At 38.2% G+C, this 18151-nt stretch carries 12 protein-coding genes; 5 read left to right on the top strand and 7 right to left on the bottom strand.

The genetic code is table 11. The annotated features are described in order from the left end of the window. Positions 1-563: 563 nt before the first annotated feature. From AC22ZQ_RS05025 to AC22ZQ_RS05010, 4 genes are all read right to left on the bottom strand, one after another. Complete coding sequence (locus AC22ZQ_RS05025; RefSeq protein WP_318957658.1) at positions 564-1082, bottom strand: hypothetical protein; 519 nt, start codon at positions 1080-1082, stop codon at positions 564-566. Positions 1083-1094: 12 nt separating this feature from the next. After that, positions 1095-2417, bottom strand: a complete 1323-nt coding sequence (locus AC22ZQ_RS05020) for a cation:proton antiporter domain-containing protein (protein ID WP_318957657.1) — start codon at positions 2415-2417, stop codon at positions 1095-1097. A gap of 83 nt (positions 2418-2500) precedes the next feature. Beyond that, positions 2501-6145 (bottom strand): sensor histidine kinase, encoded by a 3645-nt coding sequence (locus AC22ZQ_RS05015; RefSeq protein WP_318957655.1) that lies wholly within the window; start codon positions 6143-6145, stop codon positions 2501-2503. 12 nt (positions 6146-6157) lie between these two features. After that, positions 6158-6775 carry a uridine kinase family protein gene (locus tag AC22ZQ_RS05010; RefSeq protein ID WP_318957653.1) on the bottom strand — a complete coding sequence of 206 codons (618 nt, stop codon included), beginning with the start codon at positions 6773-6775 and terminating at the stop codon, positions 6158-6160. Positions 6776-6945: 170 nt separating this feature from the next. On the opposite strand from AC22ZQ_RS05010, the gene AC22ZQ_RS05005 reads away from it, so the two are divergent. The 3 genes from AC22ZQ_RS05005 to AC22ZQ_RS04995 all read left to right on the top strand — a co-directional run bounded on the left by AC22ZQ_RS05005 (position 6946) and on the right by AC22ZQ_RS04995 (position 12983). After that, the gene (locus tag AC22ZQ_RS05005; RefSeq protein ID WP_318957651.1) at positions 6946-7575 is read left to right on the top strand and encodes a redoxin family protein; all 630 of its coding nucleotides are present in this window, start codon (positions 6946-6948) and stop codon (positions 7573-7575) included. A gap of 9 nt (positions 7576-7584) precedes the next feature. Next, positions 7585-9225, top strand: a complete 1641-nt coding sequence (locus tag AC22ZQ_RS05000; RefSeq protein WP_318957649.1) for a T9SS type A sorting domain-containing protein — start codon at positions 7585-7587, stop codon at positions 9223-9225. Positions 9226-9536: 311 nt separating this feature from the next. Beyond that, the gene (locus tag AC22ZQ_RS04995) at positions 9537-12983 is read left to right on the top strand and encodes a hypothetical protein (protein ID WP_318957648.1); all 3447 of its coding nucleotides are present in this window, start codon (positions 9537-9539) and stop codon (positions 12981-12983) included. 77 nt (positions 12984-13060) lie between these two features. Here AC22ZQ_RS04995 and AC22ZQ_RS04990 read toward each other — a convergent pair whose 3' ends face one another. The 3 genes from AC22ZQ_RS04990 to AC22ZQ_RS04980 all read right to left on the bottom strand — a co-directional run bounded on the left by AC22ZQ_RS04990 (position 13061) and on the right by AC22ZQ_RS04980 (position 15579). Next, the gene (locus AC22ZQ_RS04990) at positions 13061-13489 is read right to left on the bottom strand and encodes a YqaA family protein (protein ID WP_318957647.1); all 429 of its coding nucleotides are present in this window, start codon (positions 13487-13489) and stop codon (positions 13061-13063) included. A 183-nt stretch (positions 13490-13672) separates the two neighbouring features. Next, positions 13673-14452, bottom strand: coding sequence for a nitrilase-related carbon-nitrogen hydrolase (locus AC22ZQ_RS04985; protein ID WP_318957646.1), 780 nt, complete (start codon positions 14450-14452; stop codon positions 13673-13675). Continuing rightward, positions 14440-15579, bottom strand: a complete 1140-nt coding sequence (locus AC22ZQ_RS04980) for a methionine aminotransferase (RefSeq protein ID WP_318957645.1) — start codon at positions 15577-15579, stop codon at positions 14440-14442. Before AC22ZQ_RS04980 ends, AC22ZQ_RS04985 begins: the two co-directional genes overlap by 13 nt. A 136-nt stretch (positions 15580-15715) precedes the next feature. Between AC22ZQ_RS04980 and AC22ZQ_RS04975 the strand changes: the two genes are divergently transcribed. Then, positions 15716-17593, top strand: coding sequence for a hypothetical protein (locus AC22ZQ_RS04975; protein ID WP_318957643.1), 1878 nt, complete (start codon positions 15716-15718; stop codon positions 17591-17593). Between the two features lie 3 nt (positions 17594-17596). Further along, positions 17597-18151, top strand: a 555-nt coding sequence (locus tag AC22ZQ_RS04970) for a hypothetical protein (RefSeq protein ID WP_318957642.1), incomplete at its 3' end; no start/stop codon positions are given.

The raw sequence follows: 18151 nt of genomic DNA, 5'->3' as shown, positions 1-18151 counted from the left end.
TCGGCATCTCGACACTTCGACTATTGCTCAGTGCAACGCTCCGCTCGATAACCTTTAATTCAACAATTCAAGGATTTAAGGATTTAAGGATTTAAAAGTAATTTAAACCCTTCTAGGTACCTAGACATCTAGCACTCTAGCTTCTAATAAGATTAGAAAATACGCTTGGAATATCCGTCGGCATCTCGACACTTCGACTATTGCTCAGTGCAACGCTCCGCTCGATAACCTTGGAAGGTTTGATGGTTTGATGGTTTGATGGTTTGAAAGTAATTTGTTTTATCATTCTTTCTTGGTGAACTTTGTGTTTATCACCGTGCTATCTTGCAAATGTTCAAATCCTTAAATCTTTAAATTTCATTCCCGACCAGGGGGTGTAGTGGCAGCTTGGTGGCAACAGACTTTAGGGGCTGTGGCTGAAAGGGTACAACCGCAGGAAGTGCACTTGAGGACTTACAGGCACTTAAGTTTGGCGCGAGCAACTATAACGGAACACCCGTTTAGGGCGCCAAAAAAAGGGAAGTAACCGCAATCACTCCCCTTTTCATTATTTTCTTTTCTGATTATTGTCTGTCTGGTCCTGTGTAGTTCACACATGGATTTCCATCGGTATAGCAATCTATCTCTCTGGTTAAAGTAAAAGTTGTATCTGCATTGATACTCACTTCCCATGCCGGCAAACTGTAGTAGGTTCTAAAACACGCTTCACTTTCGTTTTCGTAATCTTCTTTTTCTACTTTGTACTTAGCATAAAACTCTTCAAAAGTCAAATCGATTTTATCGCCCATGTACACTTGGTAATCTCCTACCTCTAATTTCAAGTTTAACAAGCCACTGGCATCTGTTGTTGCTTTTACCGCGTCTTGTGTAATTCTATTTTTAAAGTAGTACACCTCTTCTGCAATAGGAGCCGTAGTTCCCTTCTCCATTTCTGGCGTTGGTCTAGCTCCGCCACAATACTTTTGGTGCGTTTGTAGGGTTACCGTAATTCTGGCTTTTTCTTTCTTTTGAAAAATGTTTTCTAATGTGCTGCAGCTTGCCAATGTTACCAACACCGCAAGCAAAGTTGTTATTCTCATCATCGTCTGTTTGTTTTAAAATCCGTCAAAATCTTGACTCTCTACATTCTTAATTCGTCGTTCTAAAATTTCATCGTCTTGTTCCTTTCTTCCCTTATCCTTTTTATTGATAAGTGCAATTTGAGGTAATAAGACATCGGTTACTTTCTCTCCTCTGTATGAAATCAACGAGATGGTCATGATAATACTCGTAATCAAAATTGGATATAAAAGTAGTCCTGTATCAAAGTTCTCTATCACATATTGTTCCCCATTTGTTAACACGAAGAAAAGAAGGATGGTAATTAATCCTCTTGGAGCGATAAAAAGCTCCGGAAATATGTTTTTACGGGCAAATATTAACAAGGTAACATAACGCACTGCGTAGAGTGCAGCTACAATAAATAGGGAGTTTACAAATACGGTTAAATCGTAGAAACTCGTAAGGGTAATACTCATTCCAAAAATCACAAAGAAGAACGTTCTTATGATGAAGGCAGACTCCAAGGTTAAAGTATGGAAGTCATGCAAAATAGGCTTCACCTTTACACTGTCAAAATGTTTGGATAGGAAACCTCTAAAGAAGACTTCTGTGTTATTCAACACCAGTCCAAACGCCAAAATAATTAAGAGTGAAGAAAGGTGGAAGAACTTCCCTGCCGCGAACATGAGCATCAATACTCCAATGATCAAAAACAGCTTCACCTGCATCTTTAAGTGTTGGAAGAGAAAAACCAAACTGTAGGCCACAAGTACGGAAAGTAAAATGGTTAACCCAATGTTTAGAATAATATCTACAGCAACGCTTCCTCCTGTAGATTGTGGGGTGTCTGCACCGATCAAAAAGTAAAAAACCATAATCCCCAGGATGTCTGAAAAAGTACTTTCGTACACCATAAACTCTTTCTTCACCCCTGTTAAACCACCAACAGATGGAATAATAATGGCGCTCGACATGATGCTAAGCGGTACTGCATATATTATTCGCGTATAGAACTCTGCGTCGGGGAACATGAACTTAAAGAGGTAAGCAATTCCAAGCGTACTTCCCGCCAGTGCTACTATAGCTACTAAAAAGGAAGATAGAATCATTCCTGCTTTGTCGCGTTCTAGTTTTAAATCTAAGGCGGCTTCTAAAACGATCATTACCAAACCGACGTTACCAATTACTTCCAACACGGAATGGTAATCGAAGTCATCAGTATTCACGTTCATTCCCTCTATCCCAAGGTTGATTCCTATCCCTAAAGCTATCAACATCAAGACACTAGGTATGTTGGTTTTCTTCGCCAAAATATTGAAGAAGAAAGAAAGAATGATGACCGTACTGGCCGCTATAATGAGTAAATATGGATTCATTGTGTTCTATTCAAATAGTTTCGTTTCAAACGAAGTCGATAAAATAAGCAATTTCTGAAGAATATCAGGGTTCCCGCCGCGGATTAATTATTATCCGTGGGCCTTATGTCACGTAAAGGAAGTTTCACGAAGAAAGTAGTTCCTACACCTTCTTTGGTATCAAACCAAATTTCTCCATTATGATTTTCTACAATTTGTTTAACCATGGCTAAACCTAAACCAGTTCCGGTTGATTTTGTTGTGAAGTTGGGCACAAATATTTTGTGCAATTTATTTTCTGGTATCCCACAACCGTTGTCTTTCACACTAATTACGATTTCCCTATCCAATTCTTGTATGCCTATAGAGATCTTTCCCCTCTCCCCTTCTGGGAAGGCTTGAATGGCATTTTTAATCAGGTTATTGAAAACGCGCAACATGAGATTCTTATCTGCATACACCATGTACTCCTCCTTTTGATAGGCGGCGACAAACTCTACGTGTTCTGCATTTTTAAAGAGATTCATACAGTTCTTCAGTAAAGGAACGATATTGATTAAACTCTCCTCCGGCTTGGGCATTTTAGCGAAGTTAGAAAACTCATTGGCAATGTTCGTCAACGCATCTATTTGCTCTATGATTCCTGTTACCATCTTCGTCAACTTTTCCTTCGACTTTTCGTCATTCGGATCAAATGCACGTTGGAAATGTTGTAATCTCAACTTCATAGGAGTCAACGGATTCTTAATCTCATGGGCTACTTGCTTGGCCATTTCTCGCCATGCACTTTCACGTTCTCCCTTGGCCAATTGCAAGGCTTTAATTTCTAGTTCAGCCAACTTGGCGTTGTACTCTTTTACCAAAGCTCCAATCTCATCATCACCTGTATAGTCAATGGGTTGTGTAGTTTTCCCTAGCTCTACAGAAGAGAAGTTGCGTTGTATCAACTTTAAGGGAGAGGTAATCCAGTTGGAAATGAAAATAGCGATCACCACCGTGGATACAATTAATAGCACTGCCAGGTTAATAATAGATACCAAGAAGCTAGAAATCTGACTCTCAAAATCGTTCTGTTTGGCAAAGTATTGTAGGTTCAAAAATGCTGTCTTTTTGCCTTTATTATTCAAGAAGGGAATGTAGGCCGAGAGGTAATTTAACTCCCCAATGTTTTCATTGTGTATGTACTCCGACGATTTTTTATACTTCAACTCTCGATACGCATCGGGATGCATATGTTCGTTAATGAGGCCCAATTGATAGATTTTAGGTTGCGAAGAAGCCATAATTTCTCCCTCTAAACTAAAAAGGTTAATATCCGTTACGAAAACACCTGAAAACTTCTGAAGAATGTATTCCATGTAATCTCCCAATTCTTCTTCACTCAAGCTTTCTCTGTCCCCTAACTTTTGCTTCACCTCCGTATTTACAGAATAGATTTTCTCCTGAATATTGTCGTTGGTATAGGTGTTGTATTGCGACCTCACAAAGCTTCCCGAAACACCACCGAAGATGATCAAAGCTACCAAAACCAAGGAAATAAGTACAAACTGAATTTTCACCGAAAGGTTGAGTCGACCAAATTGTATGGCTTGTTTTTTACGACTCAACAACCATGGTATAATCAATAATATCGCAAAGAAGGTAAAGAGGTAAGAAAAGGTTGTAAAGACACTTAACTTGGTTAATTTTCGTTTCGAGAGCACCAAAGTATTGAGGTCATCATAGGGGTAAATGAAATGACTAAACTCTTCATCTTCTACAAATCCTTTTTGTCGATCAAAGCTGTGAATAAATACATTTTCATCGAGGGGATAATTGTATTCGTTGTATCGCATCACCAAAGTTCCTAAGACATATTTTGCCATGGAATACCCCTCCAACTCTTCCAGTACATTAGCTTTCTCGTTGATCAACAAACGTGGAAATCCGATTTGTTCAGGTATGCGTTTAGACTTGAAAGTGGCGTATAAATAAGCTGTATCGGCATCGTGTACAACCACCTCTCTAGCAATGTAACTGAGCTTATCTTCGTAGTCATCGATAAAATAAATTCCCACCTCTCCTTTATTGGGTCCGAGAATTTCATTCAATCCATCTACCGTTTTTCGTTTAGAATTTTGTGAGGTCAGAATGTTTTCCAGGCTGTCATTAAACAGGTATAAATTCACATCGTAGCGTTCCCAAAAATTATTGAACAAACTATTTTCTAAAGCCGTTTTAAAATCAGCTTGTCGAATAGTAAATGGATGATGAATGGCATTGTGCAACTCTTCATTCTGTATCAACTCTTCGCGGAGCATGGCATATTCTAAATCCACATTAGGATCAAAATCTGAAGCCAATTGATTGGCATACAACTCACGGGTTTGGTACTCATTAATGGTATTGTATTCTCCTAATGTAAGAGAGGCAAAAAAGGAGAACAAGGCCAATACTAAAATACTAGAACCAAAAGGGTATACTCCTTTATACCTGTATTCCAAGTACAGTAAACATCCCGTAATTAATCCTGGCCACAGCGCAATAAAGAAGGCCTGATCAAACAGAAAAATCCCACACACTAAATTGGCCATGGTACTAAAAAACCAGAGCATACTAATTTGTGTGATGCGAGATTTTGTTAGATTGAGCAGACGAATAACCCTCCTGATAAACAAGAATTGTATGTAAAATAAAATGAAAACACTTGCCAGAGCAACAAAAGAATAACGGTTTAAATTGAAGAGCTCCTCAACTTGTAAGGGTATATTAGAATTGGTAATAAGGTTTTGAAGGATGTTGGAAATCACAAAAGAGTATACAAAACTCACCACAAACAGAGGATAACCCCAGAAGGGCTTTATTTCTCTTAAATATTTGAGCGTCCACCACCCCAGCAAGATGTATAGAACGATGTTCAAACAAAACTCTCCTAAATTGGGTGAGATAAAAGAACTTGCGTAAATCTCTGGGTTATAAACATCAAAGTCAGCAAAAATTGCAGTCCATTGATAATTCAGCGTTAAATAACGGAAGCCCAGCACCAAGAGTACAAAACCCCAATATTTGATAGCTGCATGTAGCTCTATGTATTTTAACAATTGAGCCAAGCCCATTAATAAAGACAGAATTCCCAGAAGGTATAAACTGAAGATGAGTAACTCTTGACTAGGTGTAGTATTCTTTCCTCCCGTTAATTTTAAACTAAATAAAAAATCTCCCTCCTTATTGTAAATGGGAGCACCTATTTTGGGGTTCAGCGTAATTTGAAGCTCTTGGGGTAATTGCAAACTTGCCGCCAGTTTATTCTTCAACTCATCATTTTGGTAAGGATAATTCGATTGTATCAGAACTGCACTTACCAAACTGAGATTACCCACTCCTATTTCCTTTATGAGATAATAACCGTTGTTGAGTTCTTGTAAATCATTCCGCTTCTGATCGGAGGCGTGCAATTCAATTTTATTATCTGTCCAGTACACCAAGCTATCCTGGTTGAGAAACAAATAATTTTGAAAGTTGCGTTCATTAGAGAAATCATTTTTCAGCCACAGTTTACGCACCGAAGATTGCTTCACCAAATCAAAACTACGTTGATTAAAAGCCTCTAATTCACTTTCTATAGCATTGATTTCTTCTTGAAAAGTTGCAATTTCTTTCTGAAAATCAGGGGCATAAAAAAGAGAATATAAAACCCACGTGAACGTAAAACTCACGATGGCCAAAATGAGCCAAAAGGTGGATTTTAAAATCTTTTTTACTTCTCCCATGCTTGGTGGAAATTACTTAAAATTCAGTTCTTTTTGAAGATCAGTGAGTAAATTATCGAAATCTACCGCTGCCCTGTGGTCGTTGTGAAACACAAAGTTTGCTTCGCTGCGATAGGGTTGCAAAAACTGTGCGTAACATGGTTCTACATGATTTTTCCATTGATATTTTATCATATCCTCATCATAGCCCCTGCTTTTCACATCCCTCAAAATTCGTCTTCGCAACTGCTCGTCTTTATCCAACTCAACGTAAATACTGTAGTTTAATTGCTCTCTTAACTCCTCGTAATGCAGGGTAAACAAACCTTCAACAATAATGAAAGTAGAAGGTGTTAAACAAATTTCTTTTGGCGGTAAATCAGAAGCATTGTATTGGTATTCTTTCAGATACACTTTTTCTCCCCGCTTAAGCTTCCAAACATCTTCTACCAACTTGTCTTTATAAAGGGAAGTGGGCAAATCAAAATTGACCTCGCCATTTTCATCTTTTACTTGTTGTTCAAGGGGTTTGTAATAATTATCCATGGAAAGTACAGTAGGTTTATGAGCCTCCAGCACCGTTTTCAAACGATTCAACAGTGTTGTTTTCCCAGAACCACTTCCGCCACAAATTCCAATTATTTCTGCCATTTCACTTTATCTATTCCTCCCAAAAATAAAACTCTTCCTTAGATAGCAACTTTTCAACCACTTCTTTAGTCTTTTAGAATAAGAATGCAAGTATCATTGGGTTTTACTACAGTTAAAATTAAAACAATAATGTATCTTGTACGTTTGTAAACCATATAATGAATTATACCATGAAGAAATTGAGTTTAGTACTGAGCGCAGCCGCGCTACTTTTTGTTGGCTTAACCTCTGAAAAGAAAGAAATTACAACTTTGGCTATTGGGGCAGATATGCCTGGTAAGGATTTAGAACTTACACGCACAGATGAAAACAAAACAACTTTAAAGGATTTTAAAAAGGATAAAGGTACACTCGTAATCTTCAGTTGTAACACCTGCCCTTTTGTAGTGGGTAGCGATAATTTTGAAGGTTGGGAAAACTCGTATAACGATATTCAAGCTGTAGCAAAAGCAAACAATATAGGTGCTGTACTCGTAAATTCTAATGCAGCCAAAAGAGATAAAGGTGATAATTTGGAAGATATGCGCAAAAGAGCCGAAGAAAAGGCTTACTTGATGGATTATGTTCTAGACAAAAGAAGTCGTTTAGCGGATGAGTTTGGCGCAAAAACTACCCCGCATGTTTTCTTGTTCGACGCAAACGACAAGTTGGTCTACGAAGGTCAAATCAACGACGCGTACAAACCAAACAACAAAAAAGTGAAAGAGTACTTAAAAGATGCATTGAATGCGTTGGGTACAGACAAAAAAATTAAAAACAGCAAAACAGATGCTGTTGGATGTGGGATCAAAAGAAAATAAAAAATGCACGTGTTAAAATACATACTACCCTTATGTTTTGGTGCTTTCGGAGCACTAGCGCAAACACAAGATTTTGGTCCGCCAGACTCTTGGTTGGAGACAGACATAAATCAACTTAACTACCTTACCATGCCGCAGGTTGATGTGGCCGAGCAACTCGAAATAGATTCGATTAATAAAGCAGCTGGCTACAACAAAGTATTTAGATTTGGGTATGAACATTACGTTGACGTAGATGTATTTGCAAACGGACATCAGTACTATAACGCAGAAAATGCACGTGTAACACAGTTAGCATTAGAATGTCCTGAAGCTATTTCTATCAATCTAATCTTTGATCAATTCCACTTAGCTGAGGGAACACTGCTGTACTTGTACAACGATGATAAAACACAATTCATAGGTGCTCATACTTCTCAAAACAACAACCCCAACAATTCCTTGGGTGTTGATTTAATTTATGATTCTAAAATGATCATAGAAGTAGTAGAACCTCAACAGGTAATCGGACTTTCTAAATTAAATTTAGGAACCATTATTCATGGGTACAAAGACTTGGTAGAGATTGCTTACCAATATCACTTGAAAGGCTTAAACTCTTCAGGAGCGTGTAACGTTGATGTCAACTGCCCTGATGGAGCAGGTTTTGAGCGACAAAGAGATGGTGTAGCCATGTTGGTTTCTGGAAGTGGATTTTGTTCAGGATCACTAATCAATTGTGCTACAAACACTTCAGATAGTATTACACCTTACTTCTTAACAGCCAATCATTGTAGTGCAACGAATGTTGTAAATGCAATTTTTAGATTTAGATGGGAAGCTCCTTACGATGGTACTTCCTGTGCCCAGAACACCTTCTCTCAAAACGGAGATCAAACCAGAAATATTAACGGGTCACAACTAAGAGCCAATAACGTAAATGCAGACTTTATCCTAGTAGAGCTTAACAATTCACCAGAACCGTCTTGGAACGTATACTACTCAGGTTGGGATATGACGGGTGACTCAGTAATGCAAGCCAATGGTATTCACCACCCAAGTGGAGATATTAAAAAGTTTTGTCAAGAAGACGATCCCTTGGGTAAGGTCGGGCCACAATATTTCAATGGTGGTGATGCATACTTCTGGAGAATTGACGATTGGGATATAGGTGTAACAGAGCCAGGTTCTTCGGGGTCTCCTCTGTTCAATGAAGACAAGCGTATTGTTGGTGTTTTATCTGCCGGACAAGCCGCTTGTAATGGAACCAACGACAATAATCTTTGGGATATTTACGGACGTTTCGATGTAGCGTATGATGATTTAGCCGATTCTTCAGATCAATTAATGTATTGGTTAGATCCAGATAGTACAGGAATACAAGTATTAGATGGACTCGCATCAAACGTTGGATTATTTGATGAAAAAGCTCCTCAAATTCAGTTCGAAATTTATCCAAATCCAAGTACGGGTAACTTCGAAATTAAGGTAGGTGAAATCAACGAAGAGAAGACAATTACCATTTACAATGCTTTGGGTGAACATATTCAAACCATTCAAAGTTCAGAGGTAACTATCTCTTTTAACCTTTCACAACACGCTAAAGGAGTTTATATGGTCGAAGTTCAGCAAGGCGAACAGCGCGGTATACAACGACTGGTATTGCAATAGAAATTTATAAATTAAGAGGGGCTGAAAAGCTCCTCTTTTTTTTGCTTTAACCCCTGGAATTGTTAAGTCCTAGAGCTGGCAAACCCCTCTACCAAGAAACTTGGCGGGGCCGGGCAAACCATTATAGTCCTCAAACCTTCACGCAAGTATTGCTAAATGGCAACTCCACTTCCGCCGGTCGTAAACTTTCCATAAGCACTACTAACCTAAATGCTTAAGGAGCTGTCATTTTTGTCCCTGTTTGATCGTCCGCAATTGAGTTGAAATCTACCAAAACAAAATCATTAACTTTTCGTTATAACTTAGCGTTGATGAAAAATTGGATGTCCATACTTCTTTTTAGCCTATGCTTTCTCCTTTCAGGAAGTATACTCTATGGACAAACCTCCAATTTACGCAGCTATAAAATCCCTGCAAAATCTGATACTTTAGTGTTAGACAGTTTGAGTATTTACAACAGTAGTTTCCAGGTATTTTGCGGACAAGATCTTCTCCCTAAAAGCGATTATTATTTAGATGCAATGGGGGCTAAATTCGTGTATTTCTCGTCTTGCTCCGATAGTTTAAAAGTCAAGTATAGAACCTTTGACGTAAGCTTTTCTCAAAGCCTGCAAAACAAAGACACTTCCATCATCTATAGGGCAAATAACAAGCAAAGACAAGAAGATTTTTTCTATACAGCTGAGAATAACACACAAGATATATTTGGATCAGGGATACAGAAGTCAGGAAGTATTTCTAGGGGGATAGCCTTTGGAAACAACCAAGATCTATCGGTCAATTCTACCCTTAACCTGCAACTTTCAGGAGATCTAGCTCCGAATTTAAAAATACTGGCTTCAGTTTCAGATGACAACATTCCCATTCAACCGGATGGCAACACTAACAAATTGCAAGAATTCGATCAAATTTTCATTCAAGTATACAATGAAAAAGTAAAACTTATCGCAGGTGATTTCTGGGTTAAAAAGCCAACGGGCTACTTCATGAATTACAACAAAAGAGCACAGGGGCTATACGGACAATATTCTTGGTCTAACAAAGAAAACACCCAATGGACTGTGCAAGGCTCTGGAGCACTTTCAAAAGGTAAATTTGCCCGAAACATTATCCAAGGTGTTGAAGGAAACCAAGGTCCATATCGTTTGCGCGGAAATGAAAATGAACCCTTTATTATCGTGCTTTCTGGTACAGAAAAAGTATACCTCGATGGAAAATTACTAGAACGAGGACAGGAGTTCGACTACACCATAAACTACAATACTGCCGAACTAACATTTACCTCTAGAAATTTCATCACCAAAGACGTTCGTATCATCGTGGAATTTCAGTATTCAGATCAGAATTATGCCCGTTCTCTGTTTCAAACTTCCTTGACTTATGAAAGTCAAAAATTGGATTATTGGTTCAATGCTTACAGTGAGCAGGATGCTAAAAACCAAAATCTGCAGCAGCAATTATCTTTTGCAGACAAACAACTTTTAGCCAGTGTGGGAGATAGTTTAACGGGGGCCAGAACCTCTTCTATAGATAGTGTTGCCTTTAGCGAACAGCGCGTACTCTATGCTCTCAAAGACAGTTTGGGTATTGACTCCGTGTTGGTGTATTCTGTCAATCCCAATGAAGCACATTACACAGCAAGCTTTGCCTATGTTGGGCCCAACCAAGGAAATTATGTCTTTGATCAATACACTGCCCTGGGTAAAATCTATAGATGGGTGGCTCCCGTAGGAGGTATTCCACAAGGAGACTACAGTCCCTCACGCATTCTCATTCCTGCCAAACAGCAAAACATGATCAGTTCTGGTGCACGCTACCGTATCAACAAAAACTTTAGTGTAGAAACGGAGTTGAGTACTACCAAGAACGACATCAATACCTTTTCTAGAATTGACAAAGAGAACGACAATGCCTTTGGTACCTATGCCAAGCTTATCGGAGATTTTGATTTGAGCAAAGACAGTTCCGGATTATGGCGCATGGTAAACGAGGGAATGGTAGAATATAGAACGAAAAACTACAACCCTATTCAATGGTACAGAGATGTAGAGTTCGACAGAGATTGGAACGTAAGAAACCAAAGCTATTTGGGTCAACAATTGGTGAGTAACCTGAGTGCAAATTTTGTACACCAAAGCAAAGGTGAATTTAAAACGGCCTTCCAATCCTTGAACATTGGTAAGGATTATAGAGGGCAACGTTTACAGTCGAAAGGAAAGTGGAACAACAAAGGTTTTAACGCCAATTGGGATGCCAGCTACCTGAAATCAGATGCCTTGAATACCAATGATTATTTCAGGCATAAAATCAACTTGAGTAAATCTTTCCGTTATTTTAAAATTGGATTTATAGACGATCACGAATTCAATCAATTCTACACCAACAAAGACAGTATACGCACAAGCAGTTATGAGTGGTATGATTGGCAATTCTATGTAGGCGAATCAGACACTGCAAAGAATGGATTCCAAATCTTCTACAGAGAGCGTTACGATAGACGAAGCGACAGTATTAAGCTATTACCAGCTGCCTTTGCCAGAAGTACCGGAGCTTCTTACAACTGGCGCACCAACAAACATTCTCAATTAGAAGTATTGGGAAGTTACAGAAACCTGAATATTAGAAACAAGAACATCATCAATGCCCAAGCCGAGAATAATTTGGTGGGAAGGATAGATTACAGACTCAACCTCTGGAAAAGAGCCCTGAGTGCCAATACCTTTTATGAAATTGGATCTGGTTTAGAATTAAAAAAGGAGTTTTTGTACATACAGGTAAATGCTGGTCAGGGTGTATATACTTGGATAGATTACAATAATGATGGCATCAAAGACTTAAATGAATTTGAAATTGCACAATACCAAGACCAGGCAGAATATATACGTGTATTTACACCCAGCGACCAATATGTAAAAACCTACAGCAATGAGTTTAACCAGAGTTTCTTTTGGCGACCAGAGCGATTATGGGCCAATAAAAAAGGAGCCTTACGTTTCCTTTCCCGCTTCTCCAATCAAACACGGTTTAGAATTCTACAAAAAAGCAGTGATTTGGATGAAAACTTCTACAATCCTTTAGAGAGACAAATTGCTGATACAAGTTTAATTAGCTTAGGTTCTACGGTAAGAAACACCATTTACTTTAACCGTACCAATACAATCTTTGGTGCAGATTATACTTTTCAACGTTTAGAAAACAAAACACTTTTGGCCAATGGTTTCGATGCGCGAAACAGTACTTATCATCAGGTGAATGCACGTTGGAATATCAAACGTAAGTTTACTTTGAAATTAGAATCCGAATTTGGTCAAAAATTAGCCTTGGCCGACTATACAAGTGGTAGGAATTACGATATCGTCTACGACAAATTTGCACCCTCTTTGAGTTATCAACCCTCCACAACTTTCCGCTTAAGTTTTGAAACGCGATTCGAAAACAAATACAACAAGGTAATTTACGGAGGAGAAACTTCTAAGATTATGGATTTAGGAATAGACATGAAACTAAATCAAGCTGAAAAAGGTAGTTTACAAGCAAAATTCAACTTTGTACGTATCAACTATGAAGGTTCAACCAACAATGCAATCGCCTTTGAAATGTTAGAATCTTTAAAGCCTGGACAAAACTATACTTGGAATGTTAATTACCAACGCAGTATTTCTAAAAATTTACAAATCAGCCTACAATACAATGGCCGTAAATCCGAGTCAAATCGCACCATTCATGCTGGAGGTGTTGAGGTTAGAGCCTTCTTTTAATGAGAAGCTAGATATCCATGTTTCTTGATACCAAGACAAATTAAAATCCTTAATTTTTTGAATCCTCCATGCTGTTTCTACCAATTCTCATATACAAATATCACCACGTAATACCGTAGGAATTTACCAAGGGTCATGTATAAGAAGGACCAATATTTATTGGCGCGAACCACACCCAATAAAAGCATGATAAAATCTCCAATAAAAGGTGCCCAAGCCAACCACGCCGTAAAGGTTCCATAACGTTGAATATGCACTTGCCACCTCGCCTTGTACTTGTTCTCACTCCCAAAGCGTTTTTGTAGTTTACTACTCCCCCATGCACCGATGTAGTAATTAGTAGCTCCCCCTAAGGAATTCCCAAGAGTTGCCACAAATAAGGCGGTCAAGGGATCATAACCTTCACTTAAAAACAGCAAAAGCACCACTTCCGAAGAAAAAGGCAACAAGGTAGCCGACAAAAAGGTTATACCAAACAACCCCAACCAACCGAAAGATAACCACATACTAATTAAGAATTAGGAGTTATGAATGCAGAATTAAGAGTATCGTATTAATAAATCTCTGGGTAAGAAATATTACAAGGAGTGCCTTCAAAGTCAGCTCATCTCGACTCCGCTCGATAACCATATTTAAATTTCACCCTTCAACAAAAGGATATCAATTTCAAAGCTCGAATTTCAAATTTATCACCTCGTTCTATCTTTCAAAAAAGCCAAACGATCACGGGTTACAGAAAGCGCTTCCCAATTCCAAAAACTGTAAAGAATCTCCTCTTCATTCCCAGTAGCTTCAACTTCTCCCAGGGCATTCACCAACATTGAGTCACCACTGTAAGTAATTTCATTATCGTCCTTACCTACGCGGTTACACCCTGCCACATAAACCTGATTTTCTATTGCACGAGCTTGCAACAGAGTTTTCCAATGGTGCACCCTTCTTTCTGGCCAATTGGCCACATAAATCAAAGCATCGTACATAAATGAACCATCTTCTTGTACTTTATTCCTCACATTTTCTGGGAAACGTAAATCATAACAAACTTGCAGGTTAATCTTCCAACCTTTGAATTCTACAATTTTATTGTGACTTCCAGGAGTAAAGTAATGATCCTCTTCGGCCAGAGTAAAAAGTTGGTTTTTATCGTAATGAAAGAGTTTGTGGTCGGGAGTTATAAAGACCAAGCGGTTGTAATAATAATCGAGTTCGCGCACGATGAGTGAAGTACATACTGCGCAGTTTTTTTCTTCCGCAATTTTACGCAACCAATTGATACCCATAGATTCTTCCATAGTCTCTCCAAGTTCTTCTACATTCATAGTAAAACCCGTATGGAACATCTCTGGTAAGAGCAGTATATCCACATCTTCGTCCAAATTCAAAAGTAAGAGTTCAAAGTGTTTCAAATTCTCACGTTTACGCTCCCAAACTTGATGGGCTTGAAGGGCTGCTATTTTTAAATTTTGCATAGTAATTCTGTTGCTTGTTGTAAAGTATCTTCTGTTTTCGCAAAACAAAAACGCACTACTTTATCGTCTCTTTTATTGGCATTAAAAACGGATGTTGGTATAACAGCTACCCCCTTTTCTGTGGTTAACCATTTGGAAAAACTAACGTCGTCTAAATCTGAAATCGCACTATAATTAGCCGTTACGAAGTAAGAGCCGTAAGACGGTAATAATTCAAACTTAGAATCTTTCATGGCCGAAGTAAAGAAATCCTTTTTCTGCTGATAGAAACTACTCAATTCATTCAAATCCGTTTGGGGTAAGTATTCGGCCAAAGCCAATTGTCCAAAACTATTGACACAAAACACTAAATATTGATGCACTTTTTTAATCTCTTGCAACAAGTAGTCAGGCGCTACCAAATACCCCAATTTCCACCCTGTAATATGAAAAGTCTTTCCAAAAGAAGAAATGATAATGGCTCTTTCTCTAATGTTCTCTCGACTATTGATGGAAATAAACTCCTTCTCAAAATGAATAAACTCATATACCTCATCGGAAAGTAAAAGGAGCTCAGGGTACTTATCCATGATCACTTCCAAGGCCTCTATATCTTTCAGATCAAACATCATCCCCGTAGGGTTGTGTGGATTATTAATGATCAGCATGCGTGTTTTTTCATTAACAGCCGCTTCAATTTTATTCCAATCGATGCGAAAACCTTTTTCCATGTTTACATGAACCGGCTTTGCACCTACTAATTCAACAGCTGGTGCATAACAATCGTAGGAAGGGTCTATCACCACTACCTCATCTCCCCTGTGAACTAAGGCCTGAATCGTCGTAAAAATTCCTTGTGTTGCACCAGCAGTAACCAAGATTTCTTTTTCAAAATCTACCTGACGACCGTAATGCAATTTAATTTTATCGGCAACGGCGCTACGCAAAGGGTTGTAACCCATCATGGGTAAATATTGATGCGCATTGGTTCTCACCAACTTGGCCATAATATCCTCCAACTTCGGATTTATTTTAAAGTTGGGAAATCCCTGAGACAAGTTAATCGCATTCACCTCATTGGCCAGTTGCGACATTTGCGTAAATATAGTTGTTCCCACATGGGGTAATTTCGATTCTATTGTGTGCATGCCTCTAATTTAATTATTCTCCACCTTTCTGGGTGATACTTCCTCAACATATCCTTGTATTCGTCTAGCTTTAACATATAATCACCTTTGAATTAATGAAGAAATCTTAATTTTAAAGATTCTAAAAAACACACCCATGAAAATTAAAGTATTAGCACTTGCTCTTTTAAGTGCTATCGGAGGATATGCGCAAGTAGCAACTTCTGGATATATTCCACAAAATGCCAACCTAGTTTACAAAATAAACACGGGAAATCTGTTGCAAAAAGTCAGTCTAGAAACCTTAGACAGTTACACTTTCATGCAGGATATGGCCAAAGAAATTTCCAACGGTCGCACAACACAAATAAGTGCATTAGGGTTAGATTTAAATCAAAGCTTTACTCAATTTGTGGTTATGGAGGAAAATACTCCAAGAATAGGGTTCAACTTTGCGATTAATAACCTCGATGATTTTTTCATGAATGTCAACCTCTCTGAAAAAGTTTTATTCGATTTAAAAGCAGAAGGTGTTGCCCTACAAAGGCATATGGTTTACGTGTATCAAAACAACACTTTAACCATGATGACCGCGCAAACTGATGAATTAAAAATAAGAACCTTTAGTGACAGTGTATTCGACGCCAACGGTTGGGATAAGGATTATTACTATGATTATGGATACGACTACGAAATCGAGATTGTAGAAGAAGTCCAAGAGGCACCCGCTTATGATGAAGAAAACAGTGAAGTTGGTCCTACCGTAGAAGAAGAAGTAGTTGAAGAAGAAACTGAAGTGGTTGGAGAAATACACCCTGTTTTACCTACCCATCCTAATTTTTACGATTACCAAGATAGTTTACGTAGAGCTTGGCAAAAAGAGGCTTTAAATAAAACGGCCGAAGAAATAAAATCTGGGAATCAATTCAATGGAAGAGCATTGAATCATTTAAATGCTGAAAAAGATGCAAACTTTTACCTGCTTCAAAAATTCCCTCAAATAGAAAACCTTACTCCTTACATGGCACGTCAGTTGAACATGCCAAGAGAGCTTTTAGAAAAGCTGATTAAAATGAGTGAAGGGAACGAAGTTTATGCTTCTTTTGACTTTACTGAAGATGGTTATGCCTTAAATACGACGGTTAATTACAATGGAATTTTTAAAGAAATTGCAGGTTTAATTGAGTATGACAAGATGGAGAAAAAACTCTTGAATTATATCCCTGGTAAATCAAAAGGATATGTATTGCTCAACAACAACAGTTACGAAACTTACGAAGCAATAAAAGCTCAACTCATTCCTGATTTAGAAAATTCTGAAGACCCTGCTGAAAAGAGTGTGGCTTACATTTGGTATGCCTTGGACAACTTCATGGATATGGAAGCTTTTTACACTGCTTTCCCTTCTGAATTAGTCTTTTCTTACAATGGGTTTACCGAGCAAAAAGTACAACGCGTACGCTATACTTATGATGAGGATTTTAATTCTATTCGTACCGTAGAAGATAGGTTGGAAAAACTACCTAGCTTTTCGCTAGCCATGCATACAGAAGATGTCACTTTCTTAGAGAAAACATTGAACTACTTAACATCAACTTTTGGTGAGTACATAGAAAAAGAAGAAGATTACTATGTAATTTCATCTCCAAGTATGCCTAAAGTTTATGTGCGTTTGAAAGGAGAATTCATTCTAGCGTCTAACGATATTGCTCACGTTACAACTTTCGCTAATGGATATGGCAAAGAAAATGGATTGGTAAAATCAGAAATCAAATCCTTGAAAAAAGTGAAAGGACTTTATGCTAAAATGGATTACGGAGCTGTAATTCAAAGTGTACCTTTAGAAATGATGGGAGATGAAGCCCACTTAGAAATGATGCAATACACCCCTTATTTAGGAGTTTTAACTTTAACCCAGACCATAGAAAAAGGAGAGGCTAAGTTGAATTTAAACTACGACATGAAATCGGAGTCACAAAACGGAGTATACGGAGCATTGAACCTTATTGAACTATTTTACAAGAATAACAAGTAACCTATGAAAAAGCACATATACATTCTATTTTCCGCAGTTCTACTTGTTTTGAGTGCCTGTGGAAATAAATCAAATGAACTTCCATTCTCATCAAGAATAGAGGGTGGTGATGTGTGTGCTTTAGTTCATACCAGCGAATTACAAGAAGAAATACTCGGGAGTCAAATACTCAACAGTCTCCCGAGTCTTCGTCCCTTTTTACTAAAAGTCAATATTGCTCAACTTCTCGACTTTAAAAATGACAGTGTATTCATTGTTTCAGATTTTAAACGTGTCACTGCATACGTAGAGATCAACTCTCCACGCAACATACAAGAGCAAATGGATGTATGGTTCAAGGATGTGGTTATTCAGCAAGACAGTATTCAGAACTTTGCGGTTTACCTCTGGGAAAGGGAAGATATGGGGGTTGCCTTCAATGATAGCTGTATAATTTTCACCCATAAAAATCCCATTGCAGAAAAAGTCAACCGATTTATTGCGCAACAACAGAGAGACCAAGCATGGGATAGAATTTTAAAAACAAAGCGCAGCAACCAAAAGGTTTTGGCCTACTTA

The organism is Lishizhenia sp. (assembly GCF_057456495.1).
Note: the sequence above shows the minus strand (reverse complement) of the source record. Positions and strands in the feature narration are given on the sequence as shown.